Annotated in this window: 12 protein-coding genes; 6 read left to right on the plus strand and 6 right to left on the minus strand. The window is 34.4% G+C overall.

Going from position 1 to position 16,669, the window contains the following annotated elements; all coding sequences use genetic code 11:
* Positions 1–13: 13 nt before the first annotated feature.
* The 3 genes from F6K54_RS06230 to F6K54_RS06240 are packed head-to-tail and all read right to left on the minus strand — an operon-like array spanning position 14 to position 3,967.
* The gene (locus F6K54_RS06230) at positions 14–2,668 is read right to left on the minus strand and encodes a tetratricopeptide repeat protein (RefSeq protein WP_293075692.1); all 2,655 of its coding nucleotides are present in this window, start codon (positions 2,666–2,668) and stop codon (positions 14–16) included.
* 18 nt (positions 2,669–2,686) lie between these two features.
* A complete protein-coding gene (locus F6K54_RS06235) occupies positions 2,687–3,361 on the minus strand; it encodes a hypothetical protein (RefSeq protein WP_293075694.1) in 675 nt (224 codons plus the stop codon).
* Between the two features lie 36 nt (positions 3,362–3,397).
* Positions 3,398–3,967, minus strand: a complete 570-nt coding sequence (locus tag F6K54_RS06240) for a Uma2 family endonuclease (protein ID WP_293075695.1) — start codon at positions 3,965–3,967, stop codon at positions 3,398–3,400.
* Positions 3,968–4,360: 393 nt separating this feature from the next.
* Here F6K54_RS06240 and F6K54_RS06245 point away from each other — a divergent pair, with 393 nt between their 5' ends.
* The 3 genes from F6K54_RS06245 to F6K54_RS06255 all read left to right on the plus strand — a co-directional run bounded on the left by F6K54_RS06245 (position 4,361) and on the right by F6K54_RS06255 (position 6,018).
* On the plus strand, positions 4,361–4,513 hold the full coding sequence (locus F6K54_RS06245; RefSeq protein ID WP_293075697.1) for a hypothetical protein: 153 nt from the start codon (positions 4,361–4,363) through the stop codon (positions 4,511–4,513).
* Positions 4,514–4,579: 66 nt separating this feature from the next.
* Positions 4,580–5,800 carry a transposase gene (locus F6K54_RS06250; protein ID WP_293075699.1) on the plus strand — a complete coding sequence of 407 codons (1,221 nt, stop codon included), beginning with the start codon at positions 4,580–4,582 and terminating at the stop codon, positions 5,798–5,800.
* A complete protein-coding gene (locus F6K54_RS06255) occupies positions 5,800–6,018 on the plus strand; it encodes a hypothetical protein (RefSeq protein ID WP_293075701.1) in 219 nt (72 codons plus the stop codon). The genes F6K54_RS06250 and F6K54_RS06255 overlap by 1 nt, the downstream gene beginning before the upstream one ends.
* Before the next feature lie 44 nt (positions 6,019–6,062).
* Here the strand turns inward: F6K54_RS06255 and F6K54_RS06260 are convergent, their stop codons facing one another.
* Positions 6,063–7,265 carry a heparinase II/III family protein gene (locus F6K54_RS06260; protein ID WP_293075703.1) on the minus strand — a complete coding sequence of 401 codons (1,203 nt, stop codon included), beginning with the start codon at positions 7,263–7,265 and terminating at the stop codon, positions 6,063–6,065.
* A 233-nt stretch (positions 7,266–7,498) separates the two neighbouring features.
* Between F6K54_RS06260 and F6K54_RS06265 the strand changes: the two genes are divergently transcribed.
* The 3 genes from F6K54_RS06265 (at position 7,499) to F6K54_RS06275 (ending at position 8,938) form a co-directional block, all read left to right on the plus strand.
* The gene (locus F6K54_RS06265) at positions 7,499–7,600 is read left to right on the plus strand and encodes a helix-turn-helix domain-containing protein (protein ID WP_293065816.1); all 102 of its coding nucleotides are present in this window, start codon (positions 7,499–7,501) and stop codon (positions 7,598–7,600) included.
* Positions 7,593–8,450, plus strand: a complete 858-nt coding sequence (locus tag F6K54_RS06270; RefSeq protein ID WP_293075705.1) for a transposase — start codon at positions 7,593–7,595, stop codon at positions 8,448–8,450. The genes F6K54_RS06265 and F6K54_RS06270 overlap by 8 nt, the downstream gene beginning before the upstream one ends.
* A gap of 227 nt (positions 8,451–8,677) precedes the next feature.
* Positions 8,678–8,938: a zinc ribbon domain-containing protein gene (locus tag F6K54_RS06275; RefSeq protein WP_375341955.1), complete on the plus strand. Its 261-nt coding sequence runs from the start codon at positions 8,678–8,680 to the stop codon at positions 8,936–8,938.
* A gap of 185 nt (positions 8,939–9,123) precedes the next feature.
* On the opposite strand, the gene F6K54_RS06280 is transcribed toward F6K54_RS06275, so the two are convergent.
* Together F6K54_RS06280 and F6K54_RS06285 are read right to left on the minus strand one after the other, a co-directional pair.
* Positions 9,124–9,819, minus strand: a complete 696-nt coding sequence (locus F6K54_RS06280) for a hypothetical protein (protein WP_293075707.1) — start codon at positions 9,817–9,819, stop codon at positions 9,124–9,126.
* A gap of 194 nt (positions 9,820–10,013) precedes the next feature.
* A complete protein-coding gene (locus F6K54_RS06285; RefSeq protein ID WP_293075709.1) occupies positions 10,014–16,601 on the minus strand; it encodes a tetratricopeptide repeat protein in 6,588 nt (2,195 codons plus the stop codon).
* Positions 16,602–16,669 lie beyond the last annotated feature (68 nt).

The following is a 16,669-nucleotide window of genomic DNA, read 5'->3' on the forward strand; positions in this document are numbered from 1 at the left end:
TATGAGTAAAACATTAATGAATTACCCCTGCTAGCTGAAGTAATTTTGATAGTAAGTCTACATTAATTATTATGTCTAAATCCCTATTTGGTGGTAAATCGTGTCTGCTGCTAGAAGACTCACCTATCATATAATAGTGTTCTAAATTACAGTGATTAGCAATTGTATAGTAAGAGTTTCTCACAGCATCAGGTCCAAATAACTCAATTACTTTAGTTCCAGACTTACAGAATACTATATTAGTAAGTGCTGCACCATGAACTGCAACTAGAACTTTTACGTTAGCCAATAAAGAAACTTGCTCTGTCACAGAAATGGAAGAGAAATTTACAGTTTTAAAACCAAGAGTTCCTAAAAATTCAATTACCTCAGTTTCATTAATAACACAGCGTACATTACTATCTTGTCTACTAATATAAATACGTTCTGGATATTCTGCTAACTCTACCTCTTCTTTCAGTGGCATTAACTCTCTCCTAAGAAATTCACAATTCCATTTTGAAGGAACTGCTAAAGGTAAAGATGGCACAACTAGCCGATCGGCTCTAATTTGATGATGTTGATAACTTTCTACTATTTTTGTTTGAGGAATACCTAAAAATTCTAATACTTCTCTTTGAAATTTTTTTTGATAAGAATTAACTATAAATTTATCTACAAAGCTTAGATTTATGCCACTCTTAAGGATTAATTCTAAGCGGGAAATTACATCAAACATCCAATGATAATAATTATCTCCCCACCGAGATGATAAAAATACTGCCATTCCTTCTAAATTTAAAATTGGTGGTAAATTTTTTATTGGCCTCAAGTCAGTAATATCAGGTTCTCTAAACATCCTTTTAGTTAAAATTTCATCTTCAGAGTTAGTGACAACTACACCCCAAGAATCATTAGTCCAAACTCTTCCTTTGGAGATTAAAACAACAAAATTTTTAGCACTAGGTTGAGGAGCAGTAAAGTTAGGATGAATAGTTGGATGTATTGTAATTGTTGGCTTAATTTGAGTTTGATTTTGGAGCGGTATATCTATGTAACTAATTTTATGATTTGTGGATTCTGAATAACTTATATTATTGGCTAACTCACCTAGATTATTAGGAAAAATAATTGGTAGTTCCATTGCACGCTCAGGATTAATCTCTATAAGTTGGCGATATAAAGCTATAAGTTGAGAGAATAAACCTTTTTTTTGCAAAGCTAGTGCAAAACTTCCTAAATTTTTATCTAACAATTGTGGTTTCAAATCAAAAGCTTTTTGATAAAAGATTATGGCTTCATCCCATTTTTCAATCTTTGACAAAACATTAGCTATACTTTGATATGAATAAGCAAATTTAGGATTGAGTTCTACTGCTTTTTTCAAGGAAATAATAGCTTCATTGAAAGTCTCTTTTTTTATTAACGCTAACCCCAAATTGTAGTGAAACTCATAATAATCTGGATTAATACTAATTGCTTTTCTATGATTTTCTATACCTTCATCTAAGACTCCCAATCTGACAAGAACTTTTCCTAAATTATGACAAAACCAAGCTGAGTCAGGATTCAAACTTGAAGCAAAACGATAGCAACTAGCAGCTTCTTGAATTTGATTTGTTTCTATTAATGCTCCTCCTAATTTATAGTAAGACAAAGCTGAATTAGGATTGAGTTTTAAAGCAAAATTATAGGCTGCAATCGCTTCTTTTAATTTACCTTGATGCTTCAATTTATTAGCGTTTTTCAGTTCCTCTACAGATGTTAAAGATAGGATATCTTTCCGTTGCTGAATCAGAGATTTTTCGTATTTATTCCTAGTCTCTTGTGTTTGTGCTTCAATGCTGCTTAAATCTGCTAAAGTCACTAAATTTCTAATTTCTTTTTTTGTTTCTTCCAAATATTTTAGGATGCTCAAATCTTCTGTTTCATTTCTATCATGCATATCAAAACTACATTCTGGTCTAACTTTTTCAGGTGCTTGATCTGCCATTCCTCTTAATCTTTTTAAAGTCCATTCTTCTAGTGACTTAGTAAAATAGTGATTAATTTGTATGATGCTATGATTAATATGATGATTTACTTTTCCTTTGAGTTGAACGGGTGTTCTGTCTGGATATACATATTTACAATCATCTCTTACATAGCTACAATTATGCACGCTTACACCTTTAATTAGGTTAATTCTGGCAATTGTTTTATATAGAAGATGGGTATGAAAATTTGGCTCGGCACATTTAGAGAATCTTTCTAAGAGCAAACCATTGAGTTTATATCTATTTCCTGACGAACCAAATAGCTTCCAGTTTATAGCTATTCCACCTACGTCATTATAATTTGATAAAAAACTATGAATATCTGGATGTTGATGAGGTAGAATAAATTCGTCAGCATCTATGAAAGCAATCCAATCAGTTTGTTCTTTAGCTCGATGTACGGCATTCCAATAAGCAAAAACTTGACTATTTTGATTTCCCTGTCTAGGCCAATATATATAATCAATTACATCTAGTTTATCCAACCTTTTCAACAATTCTGTAGAGCCATCCGTACTGCCATTATCGTATATATAAAAATTATCTACACCAATAACTCTGTGGTAAGCAATCCATTCTAATAAGTAAGGTAATTCATCTTTAATAATTGCACATATCGAAACTTTATACTTTTTTTTTTGGTATTTTTCCATATCTTTTATTCAAATTAATTAATGACCAGACCTAACATAACTCACATAAGACTTATCCAGTAATTTCTGATAAGACAAAACACTAGACTCTGAACGACCATCCCCTCGCGTACCTTCTACAATCCAAACATTAGGATATCCATTATCAACTTTATATCCACCATGACGTTCAATACCTTTTAAACTTGAATGTTCACTTTTTCCATATTCAGAAAATATTACTTTTTGCCATCCTAAATTATCAAGTAAAGATTGCAAAAAATCTTTTGAATAAATGAACTGATGACCCCATCCATGAAAGGCACGATTCATAGAAAATGTAGAATCAATCCGTCTTTGGGGATTAGTTTCTGACAAATTAAAATGAGTAGAAAGTACCCACTCTAGGGATGGAGTAGAAAGTCGAATTATTCCACCGGGTTTGAGACTTTTCCAAGCATTATTCAAGAAAGCGATCGCTCCTTCGAGACTTAGATGTTCGAGAAAGTGTTCCCCATACACATATTCCAAACCATTAAAAGGCCAAGGTTTCGTAACATCCATCACTTGGTCTATACCAGGAAAAGAGCGAATGTCCACATTCCACCAGTCGGCCATGATATTATGGGGACCACAACCCACTTGGACTTTTTTGATGCCATTTGGATGATTTGGGCTATTACGAGAGGTATGATTTTTAATTGATAGATTCATATATTTTTTCTTGATATATATTGGGAAATTATATAATTATAACTCCATATCTAAAACAAAACCAGGCAATATATTTTCCCCTGATAAGTTTGTGGGATAGTCTAATATTTCTACTTCTTTTCCTTGGCGATAAATTTCCACGCGACGATTTTTTCTATCAATTAGCCAACCTAATTTTACTCCTCCATCTATATATTCTTGCATCTTTTTTTGCACATCCTTTAAAATGTCAGATGGTGACATTAATTCTAATACAAAATCTGGTGCTATAGGAGGAAATTTTTCTCTTTGTTGGGGAGTTAGTTGATTCCATCTTTCTAATTTAATCCATGATACATCGGGAGAACGATTAGAATTATTGGGAAGTTTGAAACAGGTGGAGGAGTCGAATACTTTTCCTGATTTTGTTTGACGATTCCATATTACAAAATCAGCAATAAGAGAGGCATTATATTCTCCTGTTTCTCCTCCTGTGGGTGGCATTATTGTTATTTCTCCTCTGATGTTACGTTCAAATTTGATTTCGGGATTATCTCGACATAATTGATAGAATTGGTCGTCGTTAAGTTTCAGTATATTGTTAAAGTTGATGGTTATAGCTGTCATTTCAGTTATCAGTTATCAGTTACCAGTACCTCTGCCTGTTTGCGTAGCATGACCTAGAAAAGTAAAATGAATTGAAATATTGAACTTGATTTTCTCATAGTATAATTTTTTTCAACAATAATAGTAATAGGTATTGTGCTTATTTATTTGTATAATAGTCAAGGTATTAGATATTCAAAATTTCCTTGATTTAGAGGTTATAAGTATGATTAGTCTGTAGATTATTGGGAATTTCATTAATGTCTAATAATGACAAAAATCCTGAAAGTATTCATTAAAATATTCATTCTGAGACAACTCCAGAGGAATGTGAAAAAATGGAACAAAAAAAAATATGGATGATGGAAAACAAACATCATTGGGAAGAGCGGGTGCTTATGCCTAGAGTAAACTTTGACCAACATTATTTGGGAAAATTGGAGCTATCAAGAAAAACCTACTATTCCTGAAATAGGGGATAGAACACGAAATTACAAATCAGAATCAGAAAATGGTTTTACCGAAAAATTGGGTTTAAAGCCCCGTCCTTCGCTGGACGACTTTTGATTGCAGTTGCTAATATTTTGAGTATATGTCATAATTTTATCGTATCACTAAACGATAAAACTTTCTATGCTCACCTATGAAATGAAAATGCAAGGCACACCAAGTCAGTTGAGAAAGCTAGATTCAGCTATTCGTACTGGTAGATTTGTGCGTAACAGCATTATTAGGGCATGGATGGATCGAGAAATCAAAAGTCGCAATGATGCCTATAAATACTGTGCCAAATTAGCTCACAATATTGAATTTCCTTGGGCAAAACAACTAAACTCTATGTCTAGGCAAGCTCATGCTGAGAGAGCTTGGGCAGCCATAGAACGGTTCTATAAAAACTGCAAAGCCAAGGTTGTAGGTAAAAAAGGATACCCAAAGTTTAAAAAATATCAAGTTAGAGCGTCAGTTGAATACAAAACTAGCGGATGGAAGTTATCTGAAGATAGACGCTATTTAACTTTTACGGATGGTTTTCAGGCAGGTACTTTTAAGCTTTGGGGAAGTCGCGACCTTCACTTCTATCAACTCAAGCAAATAAAACGGGTCAGAGTTATCAGGAAGCACGATGGCTATTATGCTCAATTTTTGATAGACCACACTAGGGAGGAAGATAAAAATCTCACAGGAACTCAGGTAGGAATAGACTTAGGTTTAAATCATTTCTACACTAACTCGGCCGGTGAAAAAGTAGATAATCCAAGATTTTTGAGAAAAGGTGAACGTAAAATCAAAAAACTACAACGTCGCTTATCTCGCACTCAAAAGGGTAGTCAAAATAGGAGTAAAGCTAGAAATAGGTTAGGTAGAGCATATCTAAAGGTTTCACGCAGACGTAACGACTGGGCTTGTAAATTAGCACAGCGCGTCATACAGTCTCACGACTTGGTAGCGATAGAAAACCTGAAAGTGCGTAACATGATCAAAAACCACAAGTTGGCCAAATCAATAGCAGATGCAGCATGGTACAAGTTTAGAGAATGGTTGGAGTATTTTGGCAGTATTTATGGCGTACCTGTGGTAGCAGTAGAGCCTGCATATACTTCTCAAAATTGTTCAAATTGTGGTGAGATAGTTGTAAAAACTCTTAGCACCAGGACTCATAAATGTCCTCATTGTGGTTACTCAGCAGACCGGGACAAGAATGCGGCCATCAACATACTTAAATCTGCCCTCAAGCAACTATCAACTACCCTGGGGCACAGGGAAAGTAACGCCTCTGGAGAGAACGACCTCTGCTTGAATGGAGAAATCCACAAAAGTAAGCCGACTCGCAAAAAGAGGAAACTCTCGCAGTGATGTGGGAATCTCCCGTGCTTCAGCCGGGGGAGGATGTCAATACTCATGGAAGGGATGGAGATTGGGTTGTCACAAGAGTTGAAAAATTTGTTAGCCCTGACACAGACAAAAAAGTATTTGTGTGCTATTGCAAGTATGACCCTGTAGAGCCAGAATGGAGTTTAATAAATCGTGGGGTTAATGCATCGGAGTTATTGGAGGAAAAAGCAGAAATTTAACCATATTTAACTGAGAAGAACTTGCCATTCTTAGAAGCCTACTACTATCCATTATTAATTAATGAGGAGTCAGTTCGTTGAAATTTAAACCATTTATCTTTTAAATAAGTGTCTTTTCCTCTATATAATTTTAATTCTAGATAATCTGACCATTGTGACGATAAAATTTCCAGTACAATTCTACTATTATCAACATTTGCATTAATTTTCATACTCAGATTTTCTAATTTTTTTTCAGATATAAATACAGCTAAAAAATGAGGATTTATGGCTCTGATGCTAAATCGCAATAAATTATGATTTGCAAAGTTATGGTGATGTTTTGATTGAAATTGTTCGATTTTAAGCTCTAGTTTTTCTTGGTTAAAAAATTGCAGAATAAATGAGTAAATATTTCCTGCTTCTAGTAGCTTTAGTCTAAATTGATTGTGATTAATTTTTTCTACATTGAAGCTTTTAGGGATATGCAATAAATACTCATATAGATGAATTTTTCCATCAGAAAAATAAGATGACTCAATATCATCAAATGTGACTAGATAAGGAAAAGGTTTTCTTACAAAACATAAATGTCTAATGGCAAAATTAACAGGATTATAATTATGTAAATTATATGATTCAGTTGCATCTCCGATAATATAATCAAACACTTCAGAATAATCATATTTTATTATTTTCCCTGATACACCATTCCCTCTTCCTGAAAATCTTTGACCTTTACCATCAATTAAAACTAAGTTATGACCGAGGGAGGATGATGGAGAATTTTCCCTTGTATCATTAGCAGCACCAGAGTCAATAACTAGGGGTTGACCTTCAAATATTAATGTAAAAGAATTATTATCTGATTGGTCGTGAATACCCTCAATATATTTACCACAATTGAAACTAACAATTGTTGCTGCTGATGACCAATAATTTCTAATGTTTAAATAACCAATATCGGAGCAAAAGCGACCTATTGATAAGTTAGTATTTTCTAGTTTAAATTCTGCTACTGGTGGTTGAGGTAAAAATAAGTAGGCATCAAATAAAGAAGAGAAGTTTAAATTAGGATCTCTGCCATAAGTTTTTAATCCTTTGCTACCTACTAATAATTCCCAAACATAAGTAACAAGACTAGGATTTTTGTTACCTATTATCGTTAAATATCCCCATAAACCAGGATGGGGATTCCAACTAGATTCGGCAAGGGGTCTCCCGTTATAATCGAGCCATTTAACGGGAGGGGAATTGCCGAGCTGCAAATTAAATAGGTGTCGATTGATGTTTTTCTTCTGATTTCTTGTCTTTAAGTCTGAGTGAATCTATGAAATCACTTATTACTTGGGTCATCGTTTTTTCATTTTCTGCTGCATATAATCTCAGCTTATTTAATCTGTTATGACTTATTCGTATATTTAATCCTGTTTTCTTTATTATGTATAGACAAAGTCTACACAAACTATTATGATAAAGCTCTGGTCGAAAAGGAAATAAAATGATCGTAAGTCATTGTTACAAAATTAAACCAAATCAAGAACAAATAGCTAAGATAGATAATTGGTTAGAACTCTTGAGGAGACATTGGAATTATGCGTGATAGTCAAAGATTAGATTGGTTAAATAGAACTAGATGTCAAATAGACCGATGCTCAATAATTTCATGTCCTATTGGCGAGATTCCTTGTAGACCAGATTATTATTTTCAGCAATCAGCACTTAAAGAAACAAAACAGTTATTTCCTGAGTATAAAGAAATTTACTCTGAAGTTCAACAAATTAATTTACAAAGACTAGATCAAGCTTGGAAACGTTGGTTAGTTCCTGACAAAACAGGTAAAAAATTTGGTAGACCAAGGTTTAAAAAGTCTGGCAAACTAAGGTCATTAAGCTTTAGTAGAGTAAATCATCCTAAAGCAGCAGTTAAGTTTGATGATAAGCAAATTATGATTAGCAGATTTGGTGCTATTCCAGTGATAGTGCATAGACCTATTCCAGATGGATTTACAATTAAAACTGCAATTATAACAAAAAAAGCTGACGGCTATTATATTAGTTTTAGTTTGGAAGATAAGTCAGTTCCTAGTTTAATTCCTACTGATAATATCAAAACTGCTGTAGGTGTTGATGTAGGTTTAAAAGAGTTTTTAACTACTAATACTGGTGAGACTGTTTCTGTTCCAAATTTCTATAGAAAAGCACAATCTAATTTAGCTAGAAAGCAAAGTAAAGCAGCTAGAAAAGAAATTGGGTCTAATAACTGGCAAAAAGCACAGAATAAAATAGCTAGATTGCATCAACATATTGCTAGACAAAGAGAAGATTTTCATTATAAAACTGCTCATAAATTAGTTAAAGAGTATGATTTAATTGCTGTAGAAGACCTTAATATAAAAGGTTTAGCTAAAAATACTAAACTCTCAAAATCAATTTACGATGTAGGTAAATAATGAATAATGAATAATGAATAATGAATAATGAATGATATCAAATCCGTTGGCTTCACAGTAGTATAATACTGTTGATCGTCATACAATCGGTAAGGAAAAATGGCCATTCTTCCTACAATATAGACTCTTATCTTTAAAGATTAAATAACACCGATGCTACCGGATTTGATATGATTCTTTAATTATTAATTATTAATTATTAATTATTAATTATTTAAGGTGTTCATGTGATTAAAGTTAATCCTCACAATACATCACAAAATTGTAGTAATTGTGGTCAAAAAGTACCTAAAACTTTATCAGTGAGAACTCATTCTTGTCCTAAATGTAAAACAGTTTTAGATAGAGATGAGAATGCAGCAATTAACATATTAAATAAAGCGTTAAACGAGGTGGGTATCATCTTGTCTGCTTGTGGAGGCTTAGGCGTTAGTCAGCCTGTGAGACAAGAAACTTCTGAAACTTGGGTTCAATTATCTTTGTTTTAGAAGCTCCCGTTATAATCTCCGATTTAACGGGAGAGAACTTCACTATGAATCATTCCAGTTATTTAGATATTTTCCACGGGGGAATTATTCATACAAATACCATTCAGCTAAACGGTCTAATACCAAATTGATAAATGTTTGCTACAAATAGTTAGGGTATTTATTTTAATGCGCGAATTTAGAATTTAGAATGCATAATGGATAGATTTAATACCATTTTTGATGTTGCAAATCACCTTTTTCGTGAAACAGACTTTATCTGAAAGTCTTTTTATGGTGCTTATTATTCGTAACATTCTTTTTTCAAATTGGTATAATTTATCACTATATTTATCATCTAAAAATTCTCCATTAACTTTAATATTTTTCTGGCGACAAATGCGAAGTAAAATCCCTAATATTTTAGAAACAAATCCACAATACCAGAGACCTTCCCTTGTCATTCCTTGGTCGGTTATACCATCGATAAAAAAGTCTTCCACACGACTCATTGCTACATTTAGCCATTCTTGTGCTTCGGGTAGATAATTACCCAGACTAATAGTAGCGATCGCTAAACCGGAAAAAGCTATTATTCGATGATTCCAACTATTAAGTTGTTTTTCTTTTCCTCCCCAAAGTTTACTGTGAGATTCTTGCCAAGTTTCTATGGTTTTTTTCTCAATAAATTCTACTAGGCAAAGATGTTCTTCCACAGTAAATAATTCAGGAGCTATATCTCTAAATAGGATAATTGCAGTTAGCACAAAAGCTCTGTGAATTTCCTCACTAAATAAGTTAGGATATCTAGAAGAATTTTGGCTAATTTTGTTGACTATATTTTTGGCTAATTTACCAGCTTCCTTATCCTCTACCAACTTATAGGCTAAACATAATTCCATCAAAACATTATAAATAACAAATAAGCTGGAAGATTCAGGTGTTTGTAAAATAGCTTCGGAGCCTAATTTTTTGGCATAATTACAGTTAGCATTTATTTGGGCAAGAATATTTTTGTATGGATAGACATCAGTGAGTTTTCTTAAGGTTGTTACTTCTGTTTCACTAATCAGCAGAAATTCTAGATTTCTGTTTCTTATTTTATGAACTTCCCCAACATTTTTTCCTCATTCAACTTCTCAATAGTTCCTAATATTTCTCTGACTCTTTTCTCAAAACTATGATTCTCTCGGATATATTTTGCTAACTCTAATTTTTCTCCTAATTTCTGACTTTTTTGCTGTAAACAATTTTCTACTACTTTTGGCAAATCTTCCTGAGAATTATAAGTGGAAATTTTATCTCCAAACACTTTTTCTAAACCTGCAATTTTGTCAGAAATAATTGTTGCTCCACAAGCAGCAGCATCAAATAAACGATTGGAAATAAATCCTTTTTTTCGCATGGTATCCCAATGGTCGTTTAATAGTACGCCACATTTACTGTAATAACGTCGTAAAATTTCATTGGGAATATATTCTCCTTTTAAATAACCACTGGGCAATAATTTTTCCCAGTTTGTACCATAAACATCTATTTTTAAACCTGCTTCGACGGCATCTTTTACTATCTGGCGATAAACTTTGCGAGAGTTACCGACAAACAATATTTCTCCTACTTCTTCATAACCTTCTTTGTCTGGATAAAACAAATTTTGGTCGGTACATTGGAGCAAAGTTTGTACCGGAACTTTTACCTGTTTTTGCAACTCTTCAGCATAGGAATAGGAGGCTACAAATATATGGTCATATTCTTCATATTCTGCAAATTCAACTTTATCTGGATGACTAATATTCCACATCAAATTAATATGATAAGACTTTGGTTGATAACGACTCAAACCACGAATTACAATTGCTACATCATCTCCGAATGCTTTAGGAGTTTCCCACTCTGGCAAAATGTCAATTCTGACGGAATGACCTAATATTTCAAACTGTCGTTTCATTGCTAAGGCGTAATGATAATCTCCCCATTCTTGCGCCTGTTTCCAGTCAGGAACTCCGATTTTTATGCTAATACGGAAACTATTACTCATTTTTTCGCGTAAGGCAGTAAATACTGTTTGGGCGCGATGTTTGTAAGTGTGTTTTTCCTCGACTATTTTCTGTAATTCTGCCACTTTTGTTAATCTTAGTTCCTCATTTGTTAGGTACTCCCGTAATAAATTTTCCAGAGATTCGCGGGAATTATAAGTAGGCAATAGTCCGTCGAAAGATTCTTGATTTCCTAATTCTCCATTTGTCACAACTAAAGCACCAGAAATAATGGCATCAAATACTCGTGAATTTGTGGAACCCCATTGTTTTGTGACTGAGTTAGCATCATCAATTACTATTTTTGTCGAAGCATAAACTTTCGGCATATCTGTATAAGGCAAGAGTCCGCGATTATACTTTTTAAACTTCTCAAATTTTTCCCAGTTATATCCATACAAAGCAAATTCAAAGGGTAAATTATCTGGTTCCAAAAAACTCATAATATCTCGCGGATATTTCCAGAAACTTCCAGTAAAGCAATAGTCAGATTTATATTTATTCTCTAGTTCGGAATTGACTTTTTCCTGTTGTTCTAAAATTGCTACTTCCGAATTTTTCTCTACTTCACTTTTGTCTACCTCTGGAATTTTATTGCCTAGTTCAGAAGAAATTTTTCCTGAGTCTTCTGAAATTTCTACTTCCGAATTTTTCCCTACTTCACTTTTGTCTACCTCTGGAATTTTATTGCCTAGTTCAGAAGAAATTTTTCCTGAGTCTTCTGAAATTTCTACTTCCGAATTTTTCCCTACTTCACTTTTGTCTACTTCTGGAATTTTATTACCTAGTTCAGAAGGAATTTTTCCTGAATCTTCTGAAACTCCTACTTCCGAATTTTTCTCTATTTCAGAAGGAATTTTTCCTGAGTCTTCTGAAACTCCTACTTCCGAATTTTTCTCTAGTTCAGAAGGAATTTTTCCTAAATCTTCCGAAACTCCTACTTCCGAATTTTTCCCTACTTCACTTTTGTCTACTTCGGGAATTTTATTGCGTACTTCAGAAGAAATTTTTCCTGAGTCTTCTGAAACTCCTACTTCCGAATTTTTTCCTACTTCAATTTCACCTACTTCTGGAATTTTATTATCTACTTCACTTCCGACTTTTTCTTCAATTTTAACTTTTGACTTTTGACTTTTGAATTCTGAATTTACTTCTTCAGTTTTGACTTTTGACTTTTGACTTTTGACTTCTAAGTTGACTTCTGACTTCTGACTTCTAACTTCTTCTTCACTTCTGACTTCTGAATTCTGAATTCTGAATTCTTCCCTTCTGCCTTCTGCCTTCTTCCTTCTTCCTTCCCAATCAAATCTTTCCTCATTAGTTGCTATCCTAACTACTGTTGTAGACTTAGATAATTTTTGCTGAATATAATCGGCAGATTTTTGAGAAGAACACCAAAAACAATCATAATCTCCTGCCGCTTTTTGAGATGCCCAAATTTCAAACCAATTTCTTGCCCAAGCAACTTTTACTAAACTTGGTTTAGCATTTTCTATTCTTTCTAAATCATAATCGTGGCGCATCACTACAATTACATCTAAGCGCGTCATGTCATACCATTCTTCCCCTTCAGAAAGATAATAAACATCCCACCCAAATTGTTTTACTAATTGTTCTCCTAATTCTACTGCTGTAAAATAATCTCCTGCTGAAGCTGCCATATTTGCCTCAGTTACAGCAAAACCAATTGTTAAGGGATGACCAGTCCAATAAATTCCTTTTTCAAAATAATCTTGTAAATGCTTCCGACGGAGATAATAAGCAAATCTTTGTTCTATTATCGGGCGATTTTTCAAGATTTTCTGGATAAATTCTTTACCTTTATTGAACCGAGAAAAACCACGGTTATGAAAAGCAGTTAAATGATTGGCACTAATAATTTCTTTGCCTAATTTTTGCCGCATACTCAAACATAAATCTACATCCTCATAACCGTAGAAATAATCTTCGTTGAAACCTCCCACTTTCTGAAAATCTTCCCGCCGACACATCATTAATGCTCCAGTTACAACAGGTACTTTCCAAGGAGCAGATTGTACTTTTAATAATTGGGGAGCATAACGAACTTCAAAAGGATAAAAAGGTTCATTTTGACTGTGGAAATATATCTGCACTCCTAAATGTTGAGTAGGAGGAAAAGCTAAAGATTTGTCACTAACAATATCTAATAATTTTACTCCTACCATTCCTAGATTTTCATCTTGTTTAATTAACTCAACCATTTGGGGAATTATGTCTTGGCAGAGGGTAATATCGTTATTCATAAATAACAGTAAGTTAGCTTTTGTTTCATCTACTCCCACATTATTTGAATTGGAAAAAGAATAATTTTCCCCTCTGGGAATAATTGTAATTGGTAACTTTTCTGACCATTCCATACAGACATCAATACTATTATCTATTGAACCGTGGTCAACTACTACTAATTCCAAATTTTCATAGCTGTTATAAAGTTCAAAGGAGGCAAATAATTCACTTAATAGTTTCGCTCCATTCAAACTTAAAATAATTACTGCTACTGCTGGTTTTTCCGTCTGAACTTTTGCTGGAGATATCTGACTTCTAACTTCCTCTTCACTCCTGAATTCTTCTAACTCTCTACTTCCGACTCCTTCTCCATTTTTTACTTCTTTACTTCTGACTCCTTTTTCACTTTTGAATTTTGACTTTTGACTTTTGAATTCTTCACTCCCGACTCCTTCTCCATTTTTTACTTCTTTACTTCTGACTTCTTCTAACTCTTCACTCCCGACTCTTTCTTCATTTTTGACTTTTGACTTTTGACTTTTGAATTCTTCACCTACAACTTCTTCTTCAATTCTGAATTCTGAATTCTGAATTCTGAGTCCTTCTCCATTTTTGACTTCTTTACTTCTGACTTCTTCTAACTCTTTACTCCCGACTCCTTCTTCACTTTTGACTTTTGACTTTTGACTTTTTAATTCTGAATTTACTTCTTCACTTTTGACTTTTGACTTTTGACTTTTGAATTCTTCACTCCCGACTCCTTCTCCATTTTTGACTTCTTTACTTCTGACTTCTTCTAACTCTTCACTCCCGACTCCTTTTTCACTTTTGAATTTTGACTTTTGACTTTTGAATTCTTCACTCCCGACTCCTTCTCCATTTTTGACTTCTTTACTTCTGACTTCTTCTTCACTTTTGACTTTTGACTTTTGACTTTTGAATTCTTCTTGGACTTTTGACTTTTGACTTTTGAATTCTTCTTGGAATTTTGACTTTTGACTTTTGAATTCTTCACTCCTGACTCCTGACTCCTGACTCCTGACTCCTTGAACACGATAAATAAGTTTATTAATTTCTCCCTGACCAAAACTCAGATTAACTTCATGTTTTTTCCCCTTCGGTCCGACTACTAATGATTTAGGAGAATTTTTCAGTTGTTGACCTGTTTCTGTTATCTTGACACTAACTTCAACTAACCCATTACTATGTAAAGAAGGAGGAATTTTCTGAGCAAAAGCATGATATCCGTGAGTATCAAAAGCCTCCGCTAAATCTTGACGATACTTATTCGCTACTAAAGTTCCGATTAAATTATTACCAACAAAAATATCAAGAAATACAACTTTGTCAGAGTCTTTTTTATGTCTCGCCCAACCAGAAACATAGTCGATAGTCGCATAATCAAGACAACCTTCAAACTCAGTTTCTCCTAACAAACTCAGACTACCAAACTCCCCTGTTTCGATAATATTTTGTAGCGATGAAACTTCCTCCAACTTTGCCTTCGCCTTAGAAAAATGAGGGTCTATTTCCAAAGCACGACGATAACAAATAATCGCTTCACTTAATGGATTTTTTTTCGTCTTAGCCTCACCTAACTGAAAATGAAATTTTGCCGAATTAGGTCTTAACTCTACAGCTTTCTCATAAGCTATCACCGCCTCATCCCATCTCCCCAATCTTGACATAACTTCCCCAATATGGTATTTAACGTCAGCAGATTTAGGGTTAAGTTGACTAGCTTTCCTATAAGCAGCGATCGCCTCATCCCATCTTTCTAGTTGGGCTAAACTCTCTCCCAAAACATGATAAACCGCTGCCGAATTTGGATTAATTTCTCCTGCCCGACCATAACATACCACCGCCTCATCCCACCGTTTCAGCCTACTCAAAGTATGACCTAACTGATGATGAACTTCCGCTGTATTAATACCTAGTTCAATAGCTTGACGATAACTGACAATAGCATCATCAAATTTTTGTTGCTGCACCAAAGCTAAAGCCAGACTATGATGAACTTCTGGCAACTTGGGGTTAAATTCCAGGGCGCGACGATAATTAACAATAGCCTCATCCCACTGTTTTTGTGCAGCATAAACTTTCCCTAAATAGCCATACACCTCAGCTAAATTTGGATTAAGCTTAATGGCCTTTTGGAAAGAAGCGATCGCCTCATCCCACTGTTTAATATGACTCAAAGCTTTGCCCAAGTCTCCGTAAGCTTCAGCCAGATTAGGATTAAGTTCCACAGCCTGGCGGAGAACTACCACTGCCCAATCATTTTGCTTTAATTGAATCAAAACATGGCCTAACTGATGATAAATATCGGGAGAATTGGGTTGAAGTTCTGAAGCTTTGCGGTAAGCTACTACAGCTTCCTCCCATTTTTGCTGTTGAGAGAGAGCATACCCTAAGTAATGATGAACTTCTGGAGAGTTGGGCTGGAGTTCTGTAACTTTACGGTAAGCTATTGTCGCTTCATCCCATTTTTGCTCTTGAGCCAGAGCATAACCAAGATGGTGATAAACATCTGGGGAGTTTGCTTGAAGTTCCGTTGCTTGACGATATGCTGAAATAGCTTCATCCCATTGTTGCTTTTGGGTCAGAGCATATCCAAATTGGTGATAAAGAGCTGCTGTAGGGGTAGTATCTCTGTGGTTGCCCAATAAATCAATAGCTCGGCGATAAGCAACAATAGCCTCATCCCACCGATGCAATTTGGCCAAGATTTCCCCACAATAATGATAAACTGTAGCAAAATTAGGAATTATTTGGCAAGCCTTTAAATAAATTTCGGCAGCTTGATGGAGGTCTCCTAATTTTGTCAAAGCTGTTCCTAATTTTTGATATCCTTCCCAGAAACCAGGGTCAATTTCAATAGCTTTGCGATAACAGACTATCCCTTCCTCAATCTGACCTTGTTTTTCGAGAGCCACTCCTAAGTTGAGGTGGGCAACACCAGAGTCAGGTTCTAGAGATATAGCTCTTTGGAAATGGGAAATAGCCTCATAAAGTAACCCCTTCTCCACTAAAGCTGTTCCTAAACTGATATAGAATTCTGAAAAATTAGGATTAATTTTTATGGCCTGAGAGTAAGAGGCGATCGCCTGTTCCAACTGACCTTGTTTTTCCAGAACTTTCCCCAAATTATGATGAGACAATGCCGAAGTAGGTTTGAGTTCTATGGCTTTTTGGTAGGTTGTAGCAGCTTCTTCCGTTTTATCTATTTGAACTAGAACATCTCCTAAAGTTTGGTAGTATAAGGCCAAGTTAGGCTGAAGTTCGATAGCCTTTTGATAGAGAACGATCGCCTTTTCTAATTGGCCTGCTGTTACCGCTTGTTGGCCTTGTTGAAAATATTGGGTTGGAGTTTCTGGGGTTATGGGAAACAAGTTACTCATATTTTTCTTCATTAAAGATTACTACTTATGGCATTAGGTGACAAATTCAAGATATTATAAATTGTTAT

The organism is Okeania sp. SIO3B5, assembly GCF_010692555.1.
Taxonomy (GTDB): domain Bacteria; phylum Cyanobacteriota; class Cyanobacteriia; order Cyanobacteriales; family Microcoleaceae; genus Okeania.